12 protein-coding genes are annotated in these 21,457 nt (G+C 41.5%); 4 read left to right on the top strand and 8 right to left on the bottom strand.

The window, feature by feature from the left end; translation table 11 throughout:
• Positions 1 to 8: 8 nt before the first annotated feature.
• The 3 genes from LKX84_RS14340 to LKX84_RS14350 are packed head-to-tail and all read right to left on the bottom strand — an operon-like array spanning position 9 to position 5,848.
• Positions 9 to 1,538, bottom strand: coding sequence for a glycoside hydrolase family 2 TIM barrel-domain containing protein (locus LKX84_RS14340; protein WP_228237833.1), 1,530 nt, complete (start codon positions 1,536 to 1,538; stop codon positions 9 to 11).
• Positions 1,538 to 2,758, bottom strand: a complete 1,221-nt coding sequence (locus LKX84_RS14345; RefSeq protein ID WP_228237834.1) for a hypothetical protein — start codon at positions 2,756 to 2,758, stop codon at positions 1,538 to 1,540. Before LKX84_RS14345 ends, LKX84_RS14340 begins: the two co-directional genes overlap by 1 nt.
• Complete coding sequence (locus LKX84_RS14350; protein WP_228237835.1) at positions 2,759 to 5,848, bottom strand: hypothetical protein; 3,090 nt, start codon at positions 5,846 to 5,848, stop codon at positions 2,759 to 2,761. It abuts the gene before it with no gap.
• Between the two features lie 186 nt (positions 5,849 to 6,034).
• Between LKX84_RS14350 and LKX84_RS14355 the strand changes: the two genes are divergently transcribed.
• The 3 genes from LKX84_RS14355 (at position 6,035) to LKX84_RS14365 (ending at position 11,238) form a co-directional block, all read left to right on the top strand.
• Positions 6,035 to 7,168: a response regulator gene (locus tag LKX84_RS14355; protein WP_228237836.1), complete on the top strand. Its 1,134-nt coding sequence runs from the start codon at positions 6,035 to 6,037 to the stop codon at positions 7,166 to 7,168.
• Positions 7,169 to 8,056: 888 nt separating this feature from the next.
• Positions 8,057 to 8,941, top strand: a complete 885-nt coding sequence (locus LKX84_RS14360) for a dienelactone hydrolase family protein (RefSeq protein WP_228237837.1) — start codon at positions 8,057 to 8,059, stop codon at positions 8,939 to 8,941.
• Between the two features lie 65 nt (positions 8,942 to 9,006).
• Positions 9,007 to 11,238: a xanthine dehydrogenase family protein molybdopterin-binding subunit gene (locus LKX84_RS14365; protein ID WP_228237838.1), complete on the top strand. Its 2,232-nt coding sequence runs from the start codon at positions 9,007 to 9,009 to the stop codon at positions 11,236 to 11,238.
• Positions 11,239 to 11,559: 321 nt separating this feature from the next.
• Here LKX84_RS14365 and LKX84_RS14370 read toward each other — a convergent pair whose 3' ends face one another.
• From LKX84_RS14370 to LKX84_RS14390, 5 genes are all read right to left on the bottom strand, one after another.
• On the bottom strand, positions 11,560 to 12,567 hold the full coding sequence (locus LKX84_RS14370) for a sterol desaturase family protein (RefSeq protein WP_228237839.1): 1,008 nt from the start codon (positions 12,565 to 12,567) through the stop codon (positions 11,560 to 11,562).
• Between the two features lie 211 nt (positions 12,568 to 12,778).
• The gene (locus LKX84_RS14375) at positions 12,779 to 13,867 is read right to left on the bottom strand and encodes a 6-bladed beta-propeller (protein ID WP_228237840.1); all 1,089 of its coding nucleotides are present in this window, start codon (positions 13,865 to 13,867) and stop codon (positions 12,779 to 12,781) included.
• Positions 13,868 to 13,877: 10 nt separating this feature from the next.
• On the bottom strand, positions 13,878 to 15,203 hold the full coding sequence (locus tag LKX84_RS14380) for a c-type cytochrome domain-containing protein (RefSeq protein ID WP_228237841.1): 1,326 nt from the start codon (positions 15,201 to 15,203) through the stop codon (positions 13,878 to 13,880).
• Between the two features lie 13 nt (positions 15,204 to 15,216).
• Entirely contained in the window at positions 15,217 to 16,674 is a 1,458-nt protein-coding gene (locus LKX84_RS14385; protein ID WP_410548883.1) for a DUF1501 domain-containing protein, read from the bottom strand.
• 5 nt (positions 16,675 to 16,679) lie between these two features.
• Positions 16,680 to 19,853, bottom strand: coding sequence for a DUF1553 domain-containing protein (locus LKX84_RS14390; protein ID WP_228237843.1), 3,174 nt, complete (start codon positions 19,851 to 19,853; stop codon positions 16,680 to 16,682).
• Positions 19,854 to 20,422: 569 nt separating this feature from the next.
• Here LKX84_RS14390 and LKX84_RS14395 point away from each other — a divergent pair.
• Positions 20,423 to 21,448 carry a LacI family DNA-binding transcriptional regulator gene (locus LKX84_RS14395; RefSeq protein ID WP_228237844.1) on the top strand — a complete coding sequence of 342 codons (1,026 nt, stop codon included), beginning with the start codon at positions 20,423 to 20,425 and terminating at the stop codon, positions 21,446 to 21,448.
• Positions 21,449 to 21,457 lie beyond the last annotated feature (9 nt).

Raw genomic sequence — 21,457 nt, forward strand, 5'->3', positions numbered from 1 at the left:
GGCTTTAATTAGTCGTCCCCTTTTCTTTTTATATCGATTATACGATAGGCAGGTTTTTCTTTGCCCTCGGAATCCATCAGTCCAAAATGCTTTTGTGGCGCCTTTCGCCATGGTTTCCGACCCACCACGGAAGTCGGCACGGTTTCAAAATCGTACAAGGTCCATATAAAATAAGGGAGTTGTTCCTTTGTAAGAACAGCTTGCATTTTTTCGTAGTAGGTAGCTTGGTCATCCTTGGAATTGGAGAACAGGTTCCAAATGCCGCTATAGCTAGATTTTCCATACTCTTCCAAAACCAAAGGTTTGGCGTCAACGGAATCCTTCAAAGCCAAGAAACGTTCCTTAAAATTTTCAGGTGCTTCATAATAATGAAAGGAGACAAAATCCACTTCGTTTGCCAAGTGCAATGCAGCCTCTGGAGTGGACCACCCAATGGTAATGGGATGAATGCTATCGTTCTGTTTGATTTGTTGCGCCATTTCCGAAAGCCACCCGAGTACAGTATTCTTCCCGCGACTTTCAAAATCCAAGTCGGGCTCATTTTTAATGTCCCAGCCCAATAAGGCTTCGTGTGATTTCAATCGGGTAACTATGGTTTCAGCATGACGATGGGTCAATGTCCAATCCATGAGATCATAATTCCCGTAAAAGTCGAAGAGGGTCACTAGCACTTTGAGATTATGTTCTTGGGCAATGTCCAAGAGCTCTTCCAGTTGTCCCAACATCTCTTCTTTTACCGAGGCACCGCCAAAACCTTCGTAGGGTACAAATACCCGAACCGAATTTAAGCCTAGGGTTGTAATGGTTTCAAAATCAGCATAAATGGCCTCCATGTCAAAATTCTTTCCGAACATATTCCAAGGATTATCCTTTGGATAATAGTTGATGCCTTTCCATTTTTTGATATCAAAAGAAAGCTGTTTAGATTCATTTTGAGTTAAATCCGGATTGGGAATCTTAACCATTTGACGGATACGCCAAAAGCCGTCCTCCAACATCAAAATCGCTTTATAACTATGGGATGTTCGTTGTTGGTGTACTAAGGTCCCAACGGTATATACTTTTTCGAACTGGACCACATCGATATCGGTCAGCACTGCCAATTTTCCATCCAAACTATAGAACTCAAGTTGTGGGTGATGCGATAGAGTAGTAGTCTCAACCTTGATATTGTTGGTTTGATTGGTTTTGACCAAGTTTTCGACCTGTTTTCTCGCATCTTCGGTGTAATAATCCGCTATGCCCAATTGATCATAGGAGTTCAAGGCAATATTTTTCACATACCAAGCATTCAGGTAATCTTTTTCAAGTTCCCCAAGGGCCTGTTTGGCAATTTTTCGTCCACGCTGGCCCTCTATTGTCCAAGTGATTTTGGGTTGGTAGGCCTGTTCTATGGTATCACCTATGTGAAGAATGGCGGATTTGTCCGCGCCGGTATTCAAAAAGGACCATGCGGCAGCCAATCCATAAATGATTCCCGCATTTACGGCCAAAAAGCTCAATAGGAGCAATGCACGATATAGATTCTTCTTTACCATTACTTTATGGTTCCTTTTATTCTTTTTTCAATTCCTGCAACGGTGATAATAACGGTATTTTCGTTGGCATTCAGGTTTTCCGGCAACTCAAACTTGCCCATTCCCTTTCTGGATGTTGTCAGTATTCTGAGCAACGACTCTCCATCTGGATTTTTTATTTCTAGATGGATGCCCAACCCATCGGGAACCCACTGTTTCATGTAACTAAGAATGGGCCCTACAGTTATGGTTCTTCCATTTTTTGAAATAAGAACGGAGTAATCCTTGACGGCAGCCTCAAAGGTAAGTTCCAAACCATTACTTTGTGATAGACCGCTGATGTGTGCTTTCACTGTCCATTGTACCGGTGTTTCCGGATGAAGCATTTTCCCTACTGCAATCCCGTTCAAGGTCTGGCCATAGGTTTGAAATTGATGGCCAGAACCGTTCTCTATCACAAAATTGACCATGGTACCATCGGCGACCGTATTTCCATTTCGGTCTTTAATGATAGATGTGATAAAAGAAACAATCTGGTTGCCATCGGCGAAGTTGTGCTGTCGTTCCATTCTGATGTTGAAGTCCGCCGATTTGGTGGGCAGCACACTTACCGTAAACTCTTTAGACACTTGATTTTCTAAACTTGTGCCCAAGAACAGTTCACCGATCTCACTATGTTCACCCACAAAGGAGTATGCAATCATATCCTTTACGGTCATCGATGAATTGTTTTGGTTATTTTTGAATTTCTCGGTAAGCGCTATAATGGTACTATCAGGCAAGGCATTTCCATAGCTGTCCTGAGGTAGTGACACAATCATTGCTTGATCTTGATTATCGGCAAAGATGCTGGTAGGACCAATATAGGATTCCATGGACTCGGATAATATGTTACTGGGGCGAATATCGATACTTCCTTCAGCTACTTTAGCTTTTTGAAGAAGCAAGATCCAATGGACAAAACCACTTTTTTGGGCTATGGCTTGGGGGAGGGTAAAGGTCAAATCCGTGTTAGTGGAATCTGGCCGCAATGCTATAGTTCCCCAGCCATTTTGTATCAATAGCAACTGTTTTGTTGCCTTTCCATCAAATTTGAGGACAATGGAGTCACCCGCAGTAAATTCTCTTTCCGTGGAGATAAGTTTTATGGTATCGTGGATTTTCTCAGAAGGAGCATCAGGGGATTTGGAGCAACCCAAAGCCACAAAAACCATAAGCCACATGTATTGCTTCCACCTCATCTATTTAGGATTTCCAATATAATTGTTCAACTCCACCTGAAAATATCCAAAACCTTTCCCATTGTATGGGCGCATCATCTCCCATTTGAGCTGCTCATTTCTATCGGAAAAGTACAGTTCCGCAATTTCAGCATTGGGCAAGCCGTTTACGTAACAGTTTTCCAATCCCTCCGAAATGATTTCCAGTTCACTCAAATCCAACAGCTGCATTTCAAAAGGTTGCTTCCGTTGAATACGAATACCATCCAATGTAAAATGATGTTCCAACCACAAAATCTCTCCATTTTTGGAATAGTAGGAGGTCAAGATTTGGGGAATGGTCACCTCTTGGGTGCCAAAATTAAATAACGTCCCTTTTAAAACTTCTTCTTCCATACTCCATTCTTGGAGTGCAACAGATTTGTAGAGGTCGGTGGTGGCTATATTGCCTGCACATTGCAAATCAAAAGTGACGGGTTGTTCCTCCAAACTGACCGGGGTAAACTGGTCGGGGTCAAAAGTAGGGGGTAAGGTGTCTTTCGTGGATGACCAGGCGATTCCCTCAAAATCTATGCGGAACGATGTGGTTTCCTTCGGCATGAGCTTATGCTTAACGTGGAATTTAACATCGTGTTGGGCCAATTGTTTGTCGTTTTCGTTGTACAATGTCCCTTTTATGGAAACATCAGCAGGCACATTGTCAATATTTTGAAGCACACCAACAATACTATAACTTCCGTGGAATTTGACCAGTTTTGCTGATAATACTTCCAAAAGGGGTTGGCGTAAAATATCCTCATGATAGGTCTGTTGTGTAGTGATGCGCCTCCGTCCGTGGTTGTAATATTGGGTTTGGTTGGAAGCAATCAACTGGTTGGGCGGAATATCGTTGTCCACTTTTTTTGGTTTGATGTACCATTGCCCGTTCTTTTTGACAACCGTATGTTGATAGGTCCGGTCTACTTTCTCCAATGGGGTTATCCATTTAGTGGCCACTTCGATATCCACCGAATTTTTGGTCTCCTTGGTCTTTATAATGCCAATGGAATCCATCTTGGCGTAGGAGCTTAATAAACCGTCTGTAACCGATACTTCCAACATATATTGGGATAGGCTCACGTCTTCATCAGGGTCCAAATAGGAGTGTGCCCGTTCAAATTCTTTAAAATCCAGCGCATCATAATAGGATTTGACAACATTTTCGGCACTGATTTGTCTAGCATTGTCCAAATAAAAATGATAAATGCCAAAAAGGAAGATACCGATAATACCAATGGCCCAAGCTCCATTTACCAACGATAGTCCTGTGGAAATTCCATTGTATTTAGGTGCGTGATGAAGATAATCGTCCACTGGGGCAGCTTTTCCCTTAAGTTTCCAGTACCACGGCAGTTGAATATTGATTATAAACGCCAGAATCAAAGTGCCTACAGGAATCAGTCCCCACATGAGCTTCAAGAAGTTGGGCACATCTTCTTTGGGAATTACCTTGGGCAAAGGGGAAATATTGAGTCGCTCCCAGACCATGATGCCATTTTCGAGTTGCTGCAAGCGTTGCCATCCGCAGAAATAGAGAATAGGGTCGTAGAACTTATCATTGGAAAAAATGTACTTGAGATTGTATTTCTCCGGAACGGTCAAAAATTGTTGCAGGGAACCAATACCCTCCACACCCCTGAACTTTGAATTTTCCAGTCGTTCAATGGCCCTTGTGGTCAGTTCGGGCAACCTTCGTGCAGAATGATAGTTCCCATCAACGGTCATGGCATTGGTCTGTGCGGAGAGCCATGCCATTTGATCTCCGAACCCTAAAGGTAAATAGCGCCATTGATCATGTTGATCTTGGTTCAGGAAATTGATAATGGGTAGCATATTGATCCGTTGTGGTTGCGATGGCCTAAAATAGTTGAGGCTCATGGTAAATATGGCCACGGCGATGAATGAGATTCCCAATCCACCGGCCAACACATAGTGCAATGGTTTTTTAAATGCTTTAAGGAGTTGTTCCCTGATGTCGCCTTCCACCAAACGATACACAAACTCTCCAAATAGAGGCAAAGACATAATGGAGGCCCATAACGTGAAACGGTCGAGTGTAAGGATGTTGAAAGCAGTATCGCCCAACAACATTTTGGGCAGCGGAGTTGTGCCTCCGGTTCCAAGCAATGTCAGCATGGAAAAGGACAGACCAAAAAATAACAATCGCTTGCTGTAAAAACGGTAAAACAGGTATGGCAGGATAAACAATAATGTCCCCCAGGGAATCAAAAAGAACACTAATCCAGAAGAGGTAACTTCCAGAAAGTTGTCACGAGATCCATGCGGAATTGGCACTTGGGTAATCGGATTCCTTTTGGAGTTGATCCAATACGGTAATATACAACCTACAATGGCTACCAAAGAACCGCCACCAAAAAAGACAATACGCCAAAAAAGACGTTTGAACTGTTGCAGAAATATCCTGAAAGTGATCTTGGTATTAATTTCCACTGCTTCTTTGGAGGCATCCATAACCACCAACCCAATTAAAGGGAAGATAAAAAAGACCATTCCAAAGATGGGAGTGACATGATGTGAGGTTACCGTTACTGCAATCATAGACAACGATGATAACAGTTTAAACATTCTTCCAGTTTTGATCCACATGTAGATTTCCGGCATTGCATGCATCAAAATAGAGATGCCCATCAAACTGGGCAATTGACCAAATATGTGCAAGGTTTCTAAAAATATGCTGGAAAATGCAGCAAGTAATGCTGTGTAGCCAGCTATTTTTCGGTTAGCGGTAATGACCAAAGCGAATCGATACGCTCCGGTGATGAACAAAGCAATGATCAGCAATGCCGTGGTAAACATCCCAAACTTTAACCCCCCGATATAGGAGAGCAGGGCTATGCACTGATGAACCAAAGGTGGATATCCCTGTACCGTGAAACCTGTGTACCAACGATAATCCCACGGCTCGAACCAGCTGTTGGCATAATGGTCGGCAAAAAAAAGGTGGATAAGGGCATCATAGGTGCTTTCCAAGGTAAAAAAGATGGTTACCCCATGAAAAATTAGCCCAAATACCAGCGCAATGGCCAAGGTTATGTTGGTTTGTTTTTGCATAATAATATGTCAGAAAATATAACAGTTTAAAGGTCTAAATATTGTTGAAAAACCAGCGAACTATCCATCGACCCAATTTTACCGTTCGTCTACACTTAATTGATTTCCAACTTTTTTGGAAATGAGGTGACGTCAACTTGAGATAGTTTTGCTCCAAGTTTGATCATAAACATAAAACCTTAACCTATGAAAATTTTAGCAATAGATGATCAGCAGCTGATACTGCTATCGGTACAGAAGAAACTTAAAGAAATCGGTTATTTAGTAAAGACCGCTACCACCGGAAAGGAAGGAATAGAAATCTTCAAAGAATTTAAGCCCGACTTGGTGATCATGGACATGAACATGCCAGAAATGACAGGCTTGGAAGTCATTGATCAGCTGAAAGACATTGACTTGAATACTCCAATCATGGTTATGTCAGGAAATAATGATGAAAAGGTGATTCTCAATGGTTTTGAAATGGGTATTGTAGATTACATGAAAAAACCCATCGGATTGGATGAAATGGTGGCCAGGGTAAAACGAACCATTGGACCTCCAATATTGGAGAAACGTTCTGTAAAAAAAGAAACACAATTGATTCAAAAGCATTGTGTAGGTGTTGTTATCCCGTGCTATAATGAAGAAGATCGTTTGAGCGGAAAGGAATTTCAAGATTTTGCCAGGCGCCATCCAGGGTATCATCTTTGCTTTGTGAATGATGGTAGTACGGACAATACATTAAAAGTTCTCGAAGAAATAAGAAAAGGTAATGAAGATAGTATCAGTATTTATGATTGTGTCCAAAATGGGGGTAAGGCCGAAGCGGTAAGGCAAGGAATCCTGCACCTGGCCAAAGATGGGCAGTTTGATTATATGGGGTATTTGGATGCAGACCTTTCCACTGATTTTGCGGATTTCGATGAATTGGTAAGAACTATTGAAGGGTCGCACTTTGATATTGTCAGTGGTTCCAGAATCAGTAGAATGGGTGCTGACATCACCAAGGAATCGGCAAGAAAGATCATAAGCAAGACCATTAATCTGGTTATACAGAAAATATTGGGAATGCCTTTCAAAGATACCCAATGTGGTGCCAAAGTAATGCGACCTAACACTGTTGCCTCCGTTTTTGACAAACCTTTCAAGACCAGATGGTTGTTCGACGTGGAAATCTTTATAAGAATGGGTAAAATGTATGGAAAGGAAAAGGCCACTTCGCTTATTTGCGAGCAACCTTTAAAGCGATGGATACATGCCGATGGTTCAAAATTGTCCATGAAGGACTCCATTAAGATTATATGGCAATTGGGGCAGTTATCCTTGAAGTATAGATAGTAATAATAGCGTTAAATTCTTATTGAAGTTGCTAAAACAGGTCATTTCCTTAAAATTAGCAAACACGTTTCGATCATTACCCACATAGACCAGCAGTTAAAGTTGAAAACAAAAAATTGAACTCTTTAAGTCGAAAACAAATAGCTCAACTATTATTATTTTTTATAGATGGATGGATAGATGAAAATTGTGTTCAAAAAGTTGTTTTTTGTTTTCCGTGTTCTTAACGGGAATGCCCTTGAGGCTAAGGTGTTAAAACATTGATAATTAGATGTATATAAATCGGATGTAGTTGTTGCCACCCCGGCATGAAAATCAAAGGGTTACAACTTTTTTTATGATGTAACTCTTTTCTTATTTGCATACAGTATGCTCTTTTAAAAAACAGCAAATTCAACTGTAATTATTCTATTGAAAATTCACTGTTTGCAAATTGGTCCTATTTGAAATTGTCGAAAAAAATCGGGAAGAACCTCAAGGATTGTCCTTGGGTTTGAATCAAGTTTATATTTCTCAAATACATCGATTAACTTTTCTCCAATCTATTAATTCAATTGGAAGTTTGGCTTCATTCTTCGATTCTTTGATGAATCTACCCGTAGTTCAGATGATCAAATCCGTTGTTCACGGAAAAATTTTATGATTTGGGTAATTTTCATTTACTTTAAACAAAATGTTGACGGCTGATTCCCAATCGTGATTTCCATAAAATTGGAATAGCCTTGCGATTTCAGTGCATCCAGCATTTCTTTCCGTGGCCGTAAAATCATATGCTCCAATTTGATGGAGCTACCTTCATATTTTTTGTATAAAAAATTATACTGAATCAATGCGTTGAGTATTGATCCATAATGCTTTATAAAATTAATTAACACAAACAATACTATCATGAAAGATTTAAAAAAAGAGGACATCAAACAAGAGGTGTTCGACCTATACGATGAATATGCCCATAACAAGATTCAACGTCGTGAATTCATCGAAAAATTAGGGCTATACGCTGTTGGGGGAATCACCGTAGCTTCCCTGATGAGCTTTTTGATGCCTAATTATGTAGATACCATGTTGGTGGACAAGAACGATCCCAATCTTGATTCTAGCTATATCACCTATAACTCTCCAAAAGGTGGAGGGGAGATGAAAGCCTTACTTTCAAAACCCAAGGATGTCAAGGGCAAATTGGGCGGAATTGTAGTGGTGCATGAAAACAGGGGCCTAAACCCCTATATTGAGGACACCGCAAGAAGAGCGGCATTGGCTGGATTTATTACGATTGCCCCAGATGCCTTGACCCCTTTTGGAGGTTATCCTGGAAACGATGACGAGGGTCGTACCATGCAGCAAAAAAGGGATAGGAATGAAATGTTGGAGGATTTCATTGCCGCATTTGATTATTTAAAGGCACATGAGGATTGTAGTGGAAAAATTGGGGTTGTGGGCTTCTGTTTCGGTGGATGGATATCGAATATGATGGCTGTAAAAGTGCCTGATTTGGCTGCCTCGGTACCCTTTTATGGAGGCCAACCCACCGAGGATATCGATAAGATAAATGCCCCATTGATGCTACAATATGCAGGCTTGGATGAAAGGGTAAATGCCGGATGGCCCGCATATGAAGAGGCACTCAAGGCATATGGAAAGGAATATTCAGCTTTCGTTTATCCAAACGTGAATCACGGTTTTCACAATACAACAACCCCGAGATACGACAAGGAATCAGCGGAACTGGCCTGGAAACGAACCATTGATTTCTTCAAGGAAAAGTTGGGTTAGATAAGAATGATCGATCGTATCACATAAGATGTTGAAGTATATGAACTAAAACCTAAACATTGGCAATGGAAAAAATGAACATGAACAGAAGGTTTTTTGTAAAGTCGACCGCAATGGCGAGTGGTGGATTTATCCTTGGGTTTAACTGGTTGGTATCCTGTAAACAAGATGCTAAAAATCTGGATGACCTAGCATTTGGACCTTTTACGGAACTTAATGGTTATATCAAAATCGATGCAAATGGACATGTTACCATTATGTCACCCAATCCGGAAGGCGGGCAAAATGTTAAGACTTCCATGCCCATGATAGTGGCCGATGAACTGGATGTTGCCTGGACCCAAGTTACCGTGGAACAAGCCCCATTGGACACCAAACTTTACCAACGTCAATTTATTGGTGGAAGCCAGGCAATACGCCAAAGTTGGGATACACTTCGAATGGCCGGAGCCACAGCAAGACAGATGATTTTGTTGGCTGCAGCCAATGCTTGGCAGGTTCCTGTTGAAGAAATCACTACATCCGAAGGAATGGTTATTCATAAATCCAGTAACCGCACTGCAAGTTATGGTGAGTTTGTTGAGGAAGCATCAAAAGTTGCTGTTCCAGAAGAAGTTAAGCTTAAAAATGTTGAAGACTTTACCATCATCGGCAGCTCCCAAAAGAATGTGGAGACCAAGAATATTGTGATGGGTAAGCCCCTGTACGGGATCGACATTCACAAGGAAAAAATGTTGATTGCCATGATCATTCACCCGCCGGCATTTGGGTTGAAATTGGTTGATTTTGATGCTTCTGAAGTTTTGGGGATGCCCGGAATAAAAGACATTTATCCAGTAAAAACTTATAATGACGAGTATGTTTGGCAATATTTCGACACCTGTACTTTTATGGATGTAGTCGCAATAGTTGGCCAATCTACTTGGGAAGTACTTCAGGCCAAAAAGAAATTGGAATCCGTAATCAAATGGGAGGTGGCTCCTGAGAAAACTGTGGTTAGGGATAGGTTCGGTACCCAACAAGAACTGTTTTTCCCATCAGGATTGGAAAATACTACTGATCATACAGACAAAATGTTGAAAATGAGTAGTAAAAATGGGAATCTACAGCGTAAGGACGGTAACCCCGAACACTATTTTAAATCGGCTTTCAAGATTGTTGAAAAAGCTTATACGGCTCCATTTTTGGCCCATAACTGTATGGAGCCCATGAACTTTTTTGCCCATGTAACCGAAGATGTGGCCCATTTTGAAGGGCCGCTACAAAAACCGGAATATACCGAAAAGACGCTTTCGGATCGATTGGGTATTCCTTTGGAAAAAATTGATATTAAAATGACCCGATTGGGAGGCGGCTACGGTCGCAGGTCTTATGCACATTGGTTGGTAGAAGCGGGTATCATTTCGCAAAGAATGAAGGTTCCTATTAAGTTGATATACAGCAGGGAAGATGATATGTCATCCGGAATTTACCGTCCAGCATACAGAGCCACCTACCGCGCCGCTTTGGATGACAACAACAAGTTGTTGGCTTTGCATGTAAACGCAGGAGGAATACCGGAAAGTCCCTTATACGCAGATCGGTTTCCTGCGGGTACCTTGGACCATTATTTGGCTGAGGATTGGGAAATTTCATCGAACCTAACTGTAGGTTCATTCCGAGCACCAAGGTCTAATTTTATGGCCAGTGCCGAACAATCTTTTTTGGATGAACTAGCAGAAAAATTAGGGAAAGACCCCATAGATTTTCGATTGGAATTGCTTCAACGAGCTATGGAAAAACCAGTAGGAGAGAACAATGACTACGAGGCAGAACGTTATGCGGGGGTACTTGAATTGGTTAGAAAAATGTCGGGTTGGGATACCCAAAAGCAGGATGTCCATCGAGGCGTGGCAGCCTATTTTTGTCATAATACCTATGTGGCCCAGGTATTGGAATTGAGGATGGTAGATGGACAGCCTAAAATTGAAAAAGTTTACTGCGCCGTGGATTGCGGTATTGTGGTGAATCCGGATGCGGCCATCAATTTGATAGAGGGAGCCGTGGTTGATGGAATAGGAAATGCCCTATTTGGGAACTTGACCATTAGGGAAGGGGTACTAGAGCAGCAAAATTTTGATCGTTATAGAATGATCCGTATGTTGGAAGCTCCCAAAACTGTAGAAGTACAATTCATTGAAAATAATATGCATCCGACCGGGCTGGGCGAACCAGCTTTTCCACCAGTAATGGCAGCCTTGGCCAATGCGTTGTACAAAGCAACCGGAAAAAGGTATTATGAGCAGCCCTTTGGTTAGATTCAAATTAAATATAAGGGCGAAATTGTAATAATTCATTCAAGATTTGATGCAACATAGTCCCATAATCAAATGAAAGTTCCTGCTATGATTTCTGGAGTTTTGAGAAGCGTTTAAAAAATATTTTCCCCATCTATCAAAAAATGGAAATCACCTATTTTGATATATTTGAAACTGTCAAGACTAAGGAAATTATGGGCCCGGACACCAAGAACTAAAAGCAATTTTTCAAGATTTGATCAACTCGCCCTGCTGAAAAGTGACCTGATTTATCTTGGTCCCTTAAATTAAGGTAAACGATAATTTTGGTTAAAAATCTGACTATTCTATTCGTTCTGCAACAGAATAGTTTTTATCTAAAAATTCTGCCCTTATCATTTTTGACGTCTTATGATTTCCTGTGTGACTCCAGCCTGGGGGCATGACAATATACAAAAGCTTGTCTTTTATTTTGGGCGCCTTAATAATATCCTTGAATAGGGCACCGAATTCCCCAAAATAAACATTCAGAAAACTTCCTGAATCCATTTCTCTGGTAATTCCGTATTCTATTTTGATCTCTTTTTTTTCTTCTTGGTAGGTGCCAAAAACACGATCCCAAATATTCAAGAGATTACAAAAGTTGGTATCCATGTACAAAGGGTTTTTGGCATGATGTACACGATGATGGGAAGGAGTGAGCATAAAGTTGTTCAAGGGACCGAATCTGGCATCTTTGATCATATTCTCACCCACATGGATAAAGGCACCATAAGTTCCGTCAACAAACATGATCAAAAACAAAAGCTCTGGCTGTACTCCCAATAGGATACAAACGGTGGTCCGGATGGTATCCGCATAAGGTGCTTCCAAAAAGAAATGGGCATAGGTCACGGAAAGGTTCATGTTTTCAGCAGCATGGTGGGTAGAATGGAGGCACCATAGTAATCGTACTTTATGCCCCCAGTAGTGATATAGAAAATGCGCAAACTCCCAGACGATATAACCATAAATGAACCAATACCAAGTCATTTTAGTCTCAAAAAGGGCATATTTTTGAAATAGACCGATACATAGGGTTACCATGGCAATGGCTATGAACCTACCTACAAACCTATTGAACAGATAAATCAAGAAGTTGACCTTGTAGACCTTGGTATCCGGCTTTTTGTAGATAAGCCCTAAAATAAACTCCAGTATCAGCAATAATGGGATGATGGGATAAATAAGCGAGACTATGCCATCAAAAGTTTTAAATGCACTATAATTTCCTTCCTGTAAAATTTCCCAGGCCTTAGAAATTCCCAAAAAGCCAATGATTTCGTTATAAATAGTATCAATAATCTCCATTGTGAAACATGTAATAATTTAAAAATACTTCAAAGGGATTTAAATTTAGTAGGTGGTTATCAATTTGGCGAATATCTAATGTAAAAATGTTCGCTTCCCAATCACACAAATATGTACCTCTCTTCCTCAACCTGAAGCACAAATACATACTAGCTTTTCCTGCAACATGAAGTGTTTTCCACCTCACCCCAACAATTTAATATTTTTGAGCTTAGTGCAGCCGCTCCAGCATATATGGATAGGTCCTGCCTGACATCCATTGCGGAACATAAATATTCCCATCATCATCAATACAAACATCATGGGGGTTCAAGAATGAAAAATCATCATAATCAGGTGCTTTCAATAATCCATTCTCATAAATTGGAGCGGAAGCTCCTGGCAAGGATACCACCTTATTGTCCTTATCCAAGACGGCAACACAGCCGTCATAAGCCCCCCAAGTTTTTGTAACCAGAACGGCAAAATATAGATGCTCACCTTTAATGACGGGTCTACATATCCAACAGCCCGGCAGAGGAATGGTCTCTATGTGATGTCCATCCAATGTAAACCTCTTAAATTCTTGTTTGGATCTTGAGGTAATCAATAAGGTAGGATTTTCTTTGTCCCTATTATCCAATGTTATACCATGGGAGCAGTCGAAATTGTCTTGTCCATCACCTTTTCCTCCCCAAAACCGAATGAACTCTCCTTTAGCATTGTATTGCATGATATAGTCAAGGCCATATCCATCTGATACATAAATGTCACCATTTGGGCCAATGGCAGTTTCTGTTGGAAGGTATTTGTCGGGAGAATCATATTTGCCGGTTTCCTTGGGATAGTCTAGCTCCAAAAGAATTTTTCCTTTCAAATCCGTTTTGAACACCTTATGGTCGGTTGTGGAGGCTATATAAAGAAATTCTTCACCACCTTCTTCTGAAATGGTTAGCCCATGGGCTCCATTGAGACCAAGGGTCCATGTTTCCAATACCTTGCCGGATCTATCATATATGATCATGTTATTCTTCGGATGGTTGGTAAGTAGTAAAAGACGACCGGCTTTATCTTGAACCATTTCATGGCAATCCATAACGGGGTATTTATCAAGGTCTTGTGTGCCCCATTCCTTGTTGATGCGATACTTAAAATCTCCATGACCTATAATTTTACCATGGTTTGAAAATGGACTTTCATTCCCATTTGTCTTATTTCCAAAGGAATTTCCAAGGATGGGAGTTAGGGCAGTTGCCGAAGCCATTAGGGTTGATGATTTCAAGAATTTACGTCGGTTATTTTTTTTGTTCTGAGTGGACATATTGTTTTTGTTATAGAATGATTTGAAGTTCAGGAAAAGTTTTACGTATCTGCTCTATATATTCCGGTTTAATATCCGTTTTCCAAAGGTAAATTCGTTTAAGGGAGGTCAGGGGTTTTATCCAATCTTGATCTTCCACTGACAACGGGTTATTGTTCAGGTTCAAGCTCTCAAGATTTTTCAGTTCAGATAGGGCCCGGAGCCCTGGTCCCGTTATGGCATTGTCGTTCAAATGTAATTTGGTCAAGTTTTTGAGTTTTGAAACACCATCCATATCCGAATCGGTCAGTTCCAGACCGGACAGGTCTAGCCAAGTGATGTTATCCTTGATCTTTCCAAGAACCGAAAGACTACCCTTGGAAAGGGGGTTGTCAAATCTATGTGAAACTTCAACAAAATGATTGTCCTGTGCAATCCGTTTAATTTGCCATCCCATACCCATTAGGGAATCCAATACGGATTCATCCATTGGATCTACCTTGGTCCTTTCAAAGAAGGTCTTTGGACTTGTATCTATTTTATAGAATGTGGCCAAAATATGGGCTATGTTTTTATCGGGTTTCATTTGCATTACACTTTTGATGGAGTCGAACCCCTGTTCTATCCACCATTTCAAAATACTGATTTCATTGTAATCCAAAGGAGCGCCTTTCGGAGGCATAAAGTACTTACTTTTGGGTGGTAAGGTCACCCGCTTGATCAACTCACTTGACCACGGGTCTTTTTCGATCACTGCTCCGTGTTCGCCACCCGCTATAAGTTTTTCATAAGTCATCATGTTCAATCCTCCCATATCTTTTTCCGGATTATGGCAGCCATAACACTTTTGTTCGAAAATAGGACGGATCAAATGCTGGAAAACAATCAATGAATCTGGGTTTTTGACCTCTGGTACGTTGCTGTACCCATCTCCTTTGTCTCCTCTGAGCGGTTGCAATAAATAGTCGGAGCCATGGGTTAAGGACCCCCCCAAATGTCCAACGGCAAAAAGCAATACCCCTATGGCCACCAATGTAAGGCGATAGGTTTTTTTTTGCTCGTAATGTTTGGCAAATGGAGCCACAATGGCCAACAGGCATATGGATGTTCCGAGCCAACGATGCCAGGCCAAGGTATTGTTTTCGTATCCTCCGTTATTGGCAAGAAACCATCCGCATAGGGCCGCTACAATAGAGGATAGGGCTCCAAGGATAAGGACGAACATGATTACTTTTACTTGTGACTTTCCTTGGTTTTTACCCATAAACCATTCAACAAGTAGGGCCAATGTGAGAAACCCGATGGGCAAATGGACCAAAAGGGGGTGCAGTCTTCCTATAAAGCTAGTTACATCCATAGTTACGTATAGATTATGATAGAATGTCATTAACTATAGATCCGTGGACGTCTGTCAACCTGAATCTTCTTCCTTGGAATTTATAGGTCAGTCTTTCATGATCTATGCCCAGCAAATACATGAGCGTTGCCTGAAAATCGTGTACATGGACCGGATTTTCGGTGATGTTATAGCCAAAATCATCGGTTTGGCCATGGATATAACCTGGTTTTACCCCGGCACCTGCCATCCACATTGTAAAGCACCTGGGGTGGTGGTCTCTTCCATAGTTGTCCTTTGTAAGCCTTCCTTGGCTATAACTGGTCCTACCGAACTCTCCTCCCCAGATTACCAGTGTATCCTCCAGCAACCCACGTTGTTTCAAGTCCATTATTAGGGCAGCGGATGGTTGATCGGTGCTCTTGCATTGTCTTTGGATGTCAGTAGGGAGATTGCCATGTTGGTCCCAACCTTGATGGTACAATTGAACAAATTTGACATCCCTTTCAACGAGTCTACGTGCCAGAACACAGTTATAGGCATAAGTACCCGGAGTTCTGGCTTCTGGGCCGTACATGTCCAGAATATAATCCGGTTCCTTGGCTATACTCATGGCCTCAGGTACTGAAGTTTGCATTCTGTAGGCCATCTCATATTGGCTAATTTTGCTGTTCAACTCCTGGGCTCCAAGATGGTCCTCGTTCAAGGTATGGAGCTTTTCTAAAGCATCGAGGGCATTTCTTCTTGATTGTTTTGTTATTCCATGGGGATTGTTCAAGTAAAGTACAGGATCTTTCCCGGATCTGAACTGTACCCCTTGGTGTTGTGATGGCAAGAAACCATTGCCCCAAAGTCTTGAATACAGTGGTTGACCAAATGGATGCGACCTGGACAGTAATACGGAGAAGGAAGGAAGGTTTTCATTATCACTGCCCAAACCATAACTTAACCATGAACCAATTGACGGTCGGCCCGGCTGTTGGGAACCTGTTTGAAAAAAAGTAATGGCCGGATCGTGATTGATGGCTTCCGTATACATTGATCTGATAAAGCAAAGCTCATCCACAATTTTGGCCGTATGGGGCAAAAGATCACTCACCCACATACCATTTTTCCCATATTGTTTAAAGTTGAAGTGGCTGCCCGCCAAAGGGAGTGAGTTCTGAAAGGCACTCATGCCAGTGAGTCTTTGTCCTTGTCTAACACTGCCTGGCAATTCCTGTCCGTTGAGTTCCCTAAGCAAGGGTTTATAATCAAAGAGATCTTGCTGTGCCGGCCCTCCACTTTGAAATAGATATATCACCCTTTTCGCCCTAGGAACAAAATGCGGCATTTGAAGGACACCACCGGAGCTTCCCCTAAGGCCCGTTCCGGCAAGGACATCAACTGGGTTCAAAAGTGACCAAAGGGCCACGGAACCAAGTCCCATTCCCATCTTGCCCAAAAAATCCCGTCTCCCCAAACCTTTTAGAATATATTCTTCTTTTTCCATCATGATCAATATTTAGTGTAAACAGGGTCAAAATTCATAATAATGTTATTCACTACCGTCAGTGCGGCTATATCGGCATTTTGCTCTTTTATGTCCAGTTTGTGATCCCCAATATCCAAAAGTTGTAGCATTTTGCTCGGCTCTTGTTCAAAACGACTTTTTTCTTTGGTATAAAGTTCCAACAGGGTTTCTAGTTCTTCTTCCTTCGGAAGTCTGCTGGTCAAAAGTCTAAATGCCCTTATAATCTGATTTTCCACATTTTCATGTTCCGATTCAGCCACCCGGCTTGCCAAGACCTTTGCGGCTTCTATGTATTCGGGGCCATTGAGCATTATCAAGGGTTGAAGTGGAGTGGTAGTGGATTGTCGTTTTACCGTGCACATATTTCTATCGGGAACGTCGAAGGTAATCATCGACGGAGGAGGTATCGTTCGTCTCCAATAGGTATAAAGACTCCGCCTATAAAGGTCATCGCCGGTACCTCGTACATATTTATTTTCCCCTACAAATGAGGCTTTTTCTTGCCAAAGGCCTTCCGGCTGATAGGGTTTTACACTGGGTCCCCCAATTTTTTTCACTAACAGGCCACTTGCCGCAAGGATATTGTCCCTAATCATTTCGGCAGGCAATCGGTACTTAGGGCCTCTGGCCAAGAGTTCATTGTTGGGGTCTTTGTCCAAGAGTTCCGGACTTGCTTTTGAGGACTGCTGATAAGTCTTTGACATGACAATCTGTTTGATCATCCGTTTAATGTCCCACCCGGATTCAATAAAATCAATAGCCAACCAATCCAAAAGTTCTGGGTGTGTGGGTAAGCTTCCCTGACTCCCAAAATCGTTGGAGGTTTCCACAAGGCCACGGCCAAAAAGACTTTGCCATAGGCGGTTCACGACGACCCGTGAGGTTAGGGGGTTTTCTTTGCTCACCACCCATTCTGCCAACTCCATCCTTGTTTTGGGACGTAAACTGGAAGTTGACATAAGGGCCTCTGGTAGACCTGGACCTACCTGCTCGCCATGGGAATCATAATTGCCGCGTTCAAGGACATATGTTGTTCGGACACTGTCTTGAATGTCCTTCATCACCATAATCTCAGGTATGCCGGATAACGTATCATTTTCTGCCTTCCTAGCTAGGACAAGTTGCCTGCGTTGGGCCTCCATTTCTTTGCTTTTCCTCAGAAGATAGAATTCCCTAAGCTGTGCATTTTGCTTAAGATTTTCCCTAGTAAGCGCCATTAATTGTTCTTTGTAGCCGTTTTTTTTGGCCAATAGGTTCATTTCAAATTGTGAAAGTTCCACATCGAAAATTTTGAATTCATCAAGGGCGCCATTGGGGAAACCCTGAGCGTTGAACTGATATCCGAAAACAATGCCATATGTCCCATTTGAATTGTTGAGGTAGGGGATAATGGATTTATAAAGATTATCTCTTAAAACTTCAAATTCCTGCGGTTTCCCGTCAATGAAAATTCGTATACCTTCAGCCTTGCTTGAACCATCATAGGTTATGCCAACATGGGCCCATTGCTCAGGAAGAAGGGGATCACAACTTCTAACCCTGATAGCGTTGTTAGGGTATCTGTGAGACATCCGTAACTCGATCCTGTTGTCTACCAGTTGCATTTCAATACCCCGAAAACCGCCAAACTCACCTGTGGATTTGGTAAAGAAGTTAAAGGTCCCATTGGGTTCAGGTGGTTTTATATGGAAAGAATAGGAAAAAGGATCATAACGTTCAAAATCTATTTTGCCCGGAAAATTCAACCCACCTCCGCCATCAAACAATACGGCTCTACCTTCTATTCCTTCAACAGATTTGAATTCTTTGGGATCCTCAAAAGGATAGTTCTCTATGGGTTCAACTAAAGGGGCATTGAACAAATCCTTAAGATTTACCTTGTCCACCCAATCCTTAAAGTCCCCAGTAGATGATAGGGCAATGTTTTCCAAATTTTTTCTCGATTCTTCGGTCTGGTTTTTCAGGAACAAAAGGACCTTATCTTTCTCTTCCGTGGTCAAGAGTACAGATGGGGGCTGAACTTCAGGGAAGTCTCGTTGTCCCTGTCCCATTTCGTCTACACTATTGAAAAAGTAAGAGGCGCTGTAGTAGTCCTTTTGTGAAATGGGGTCGTACTTGTGGTCGTGGCACCGAGCGCATTCAAAACTCAGACCCAGGAAAGCCTTGCCAAAGGTGTTGGTCCTGTCCAATACATATTCTACCCTATACTCCTCAGCAATAATACCCCCTTCCACATTAATAAGATGATTTCTATTAAAGCCCGTGGCTATCATTTGCTCCAAGGTTGGGTTCGGATATTTATCGCCTGCCAGTTGCCACTTGATGAATTGATCGTATGGCATGTTATTGTTAAAAGCATTAATGACCCAGTCCCGCCAAGGCCACATCCTTCTAGGACCATCATCTTGGTAACCGTGGGTATCTGCATATCTGGCCAAATCCAGCCAAGCCGTGGCCATTTTTTCACCATAGGAACCGGAAGCCAAATAGTCATCGACCATATCTTCATATGACTTTTGTCCAGAGCTGTATTGGTCCAATTCTTTAAGGGTTGGGGGGAGCCCGGTCAGATCAAAGGATAATCTCCTCAACAACGTTTCTTTATTGGCAATCGGACTGAGTTCTAGACCCTCATCCTTCAGTTTTTTCAATACAAAAAGGTCAATTTCGTTGTAAGTTTCCCCAAGGGACATGATGTTTGGTGCCGATTGCTTTTTAGGGAGTTGGAATGCCCAATGTTCTTGATATTCGGCTCCCTGGTCAATCCATTTGGTTAAAATTGCCTTTTCCCTTGAGCTAAGTTCCAAATGCGATTCAATGGGAGGCATCACCTTTTCGGGATCTGTTGACATGATACGCTCAAAAACGATGCTTTTACCTGGTTTTCCGGGTACAATGGCATATCTCCCAGGTGTTTGTTTGAGTTCATTTAGTGCTTCATCACGGATATCCAAACGTAGTCCTGCCTCCTGCTTGGATTTGTCAGGGCCGTGACATGCGAAGCATTTGTCCGACAAAATGGGACGCACATGAAAATTGTAGTCTATCAAATCGGGGATAGATTGTTCTACTGAAACCAGTTCTTCTGTTTTATAATTGTTGCAGGAGACCAAAAGAATCAGGCAAATACTGACATATAATTGCAAAACTACTTTCATCCGTCGTTTATTTCATTAATAACTAAATCGGTTTAGTTGACGAAAATACAATTTATCTTGTTTAAAATCCATAAAACCGCAAGAATTTAGCAAAAAAAGTTATTGATTAAAATTGGGAAATGTGGGAAGAGGCGGATGTTTTGATTTATATTATTAACTCACATTGTCTGACCAAATATTGCATCGACGATGCAAAGATGGAATCTTAGATTCTTAGTATTGGATATTTTGAGCCAACATACCCTTTTGTTGCAGGGGTATATAGGTTTCAATCCACGATGGACGGTAGATGGTCAACAGAGGAAGCATAGCCTTTGAACTAAATCAGGGAAGGATATGATTATTATGCCCATGTAGATATCTCCTAAGTTGAAAAATGTTAATTTTTAGTAAAATTTTTGAGTTTTCATAAAATTATATACTTTTGATCAAATACTAAACCGATTTAGTAAAAACCAAATTATCAAATACGTATCCTCTTGAGATAGTTGAACCTGATAGATGCGAGTGGTACGGACTTGAATTATCTTTGGAGGAATATTGGCTGAAAGGCTACATTACATTTTGTATTGAAAAAAATATATTTAAAAGATATTGCCAAAAACCTTAATGTTTCCAAAACGGCAGTTTCGTTAGTGCTGAACAATAAGGGGGACGAGAATAAGATAAGCAAGGAAACCCAGGAGAGGATCATTGCATATGCCAAGAAGTATAATTATGTGCCAAATCAACTTGCACGTGGCCTGAGCAGGGGAAAAAGTGAGACGATAGGGTTGATAATCCCCAATATTTCGGATACATTCTATGCGCAGATAGCAGGTTTTGTTGAGGCAAGGGCAATGGAGATGGGGTATACGGTGGTGTTCAGTAGTTCGTATGAAAAACCGGAAAAGGAATCTAAATTAATACAATCCATGTTGAACAGACAGGTAGATGGTTTGATCATTTCCTCCACTCAAAAAAATGAGGAGGATATCCTGAGATTACAGGAAAGTGATTTTCCTTTTGTTCTGATCGATAGGCATTACCCTAATTTGGATACCAACTATGTCATAGTCGATAACTTTGGTGGAATATATCATGCAACCAAACACTTGTTGGGTCTGGGAAGGAAAAAAATAGGTTTTGTTACTATAAAATCCGAGTTGGATGCCATGCAACAGCGATTGTTAGGATATATAAAGGCCTTGGACGATCATGGGGTGGAACAGGATAATCGATTTGTATCTGAACTGGATCAAAAAACCTACGTCTCCGATATGGCGGAAATGATAAAGGCCGTGACAACCCCAGAGAAAAGAGTGGACGCCCTTTTGTTCTCAACACACTATTTGGCAAGAGAGGGGCTGAGGGCACTCAATGATATGGATATACGGATACCGGATGAGGTTGCCATAGCCAGTTTTTCTGAAATGTCAGCATTTGATTTGGTAAATCCACCCATAACAGCTGTTATACAACCCGTGCAAAAGATTGGGGATCTCGCCGTGGATATATTGGTTGATGAAATGAAAGGCGATAATATGATTAAAACTAAGGATAAAAGAATAGTACTTGACACGAATTTTAAAATACGGAAGTCCTGTGGAGCATGATCCTAAAAA

The sequence above is a fragment of the Allomuricauda sp. M10 genome, assembly GCF_020782875.1.
In the GTDB taxonomy this organism is placed as follows: domain Bacteria; phylum Bacteroidota; class Bacteroidia; order Flavobacteriales; family Flavobacteriaceae; genus Flagellimonas.

Bases quoted from the DNA above. Each gene is read 5' to 3' on its own strand.
- LKX84_RS14340 (WP_228237833.1), bottom strand. From the start codon at position 1,538: ATGGTAAAGAAGAATCTATATCGTGCATTGCTCCTATTGAGCTTTTTG.
- LKX84_RS14365 (WP_228237838.1), top strand. From the start codon at position 9,007: ATGGAAAAAATGAACATGAACAGAAGGTTTTTTGTAAAGTCGACCGCA.
- LKX84_RS14350 (WP_228237835.1), bottom strand. From the start codon at position 5,848: ATGCAAAAACAAACCAACATAACCTTGGCCATTGCGCTGGTATTTGGG.
- LKX84_RS14360 (WP_228237837.1), top strand. From the start codon at position 8,057: ATGAAAGATTTAAAAAAAGAGGACATCAAACAAGAGGTGTTCGACCTA.
- LKX84_RS14345 (WP_228237834.1), bottom strand. From the start codon at position 2,758: ATGAGGTGGAAGCAATACATGTGGCTTATGGTTTTTGTGGCTTTGGGT.
- LKX84_RS14370 (WP_228237839.1), bottom strand. From the start codon at position 12,567: ATGGAGATTATTGATACTATTTATAACGAAATCATTGGCTTTTTGGGA.
- LKX84_RS14380 (WP_228237841.1), bottom strand. From the start codon at position 15,203: ATGGATGTAACTAGCTTTATAGGAAGACTGCACCCCCTTTTGGTCCAT.
- LKX84_RS14385 (WP_410548883.1), bottom strand. From the start codon at position 16,674: ATGGAAAAAGAAGAATATATTCTAAAAGGTTTGGGGAGACGGGATTTT.
- LKX84_RS14390 (WP_228237843.1), bottom strand. From the start codon at position 19,853: ATGAAAGTAGTTTTGCAATTATATGTCAGTATTTGCCTGATTCTTTTG.
- LKX84_RS14375 (WP_228237840.1), bottom strand. From the start codon at position 13,867: ATGTCCACTCAGAACAAAAAAAATAACCGACGTAAATTCTTGAAATCA.
- LKX84_RS14355 (WP_228237836.1), top strand. From the start codon at position 6,035: ATGAAAATTTTAGCAATAGATGATCAGCAGCTGATACTGCTATCGGTA.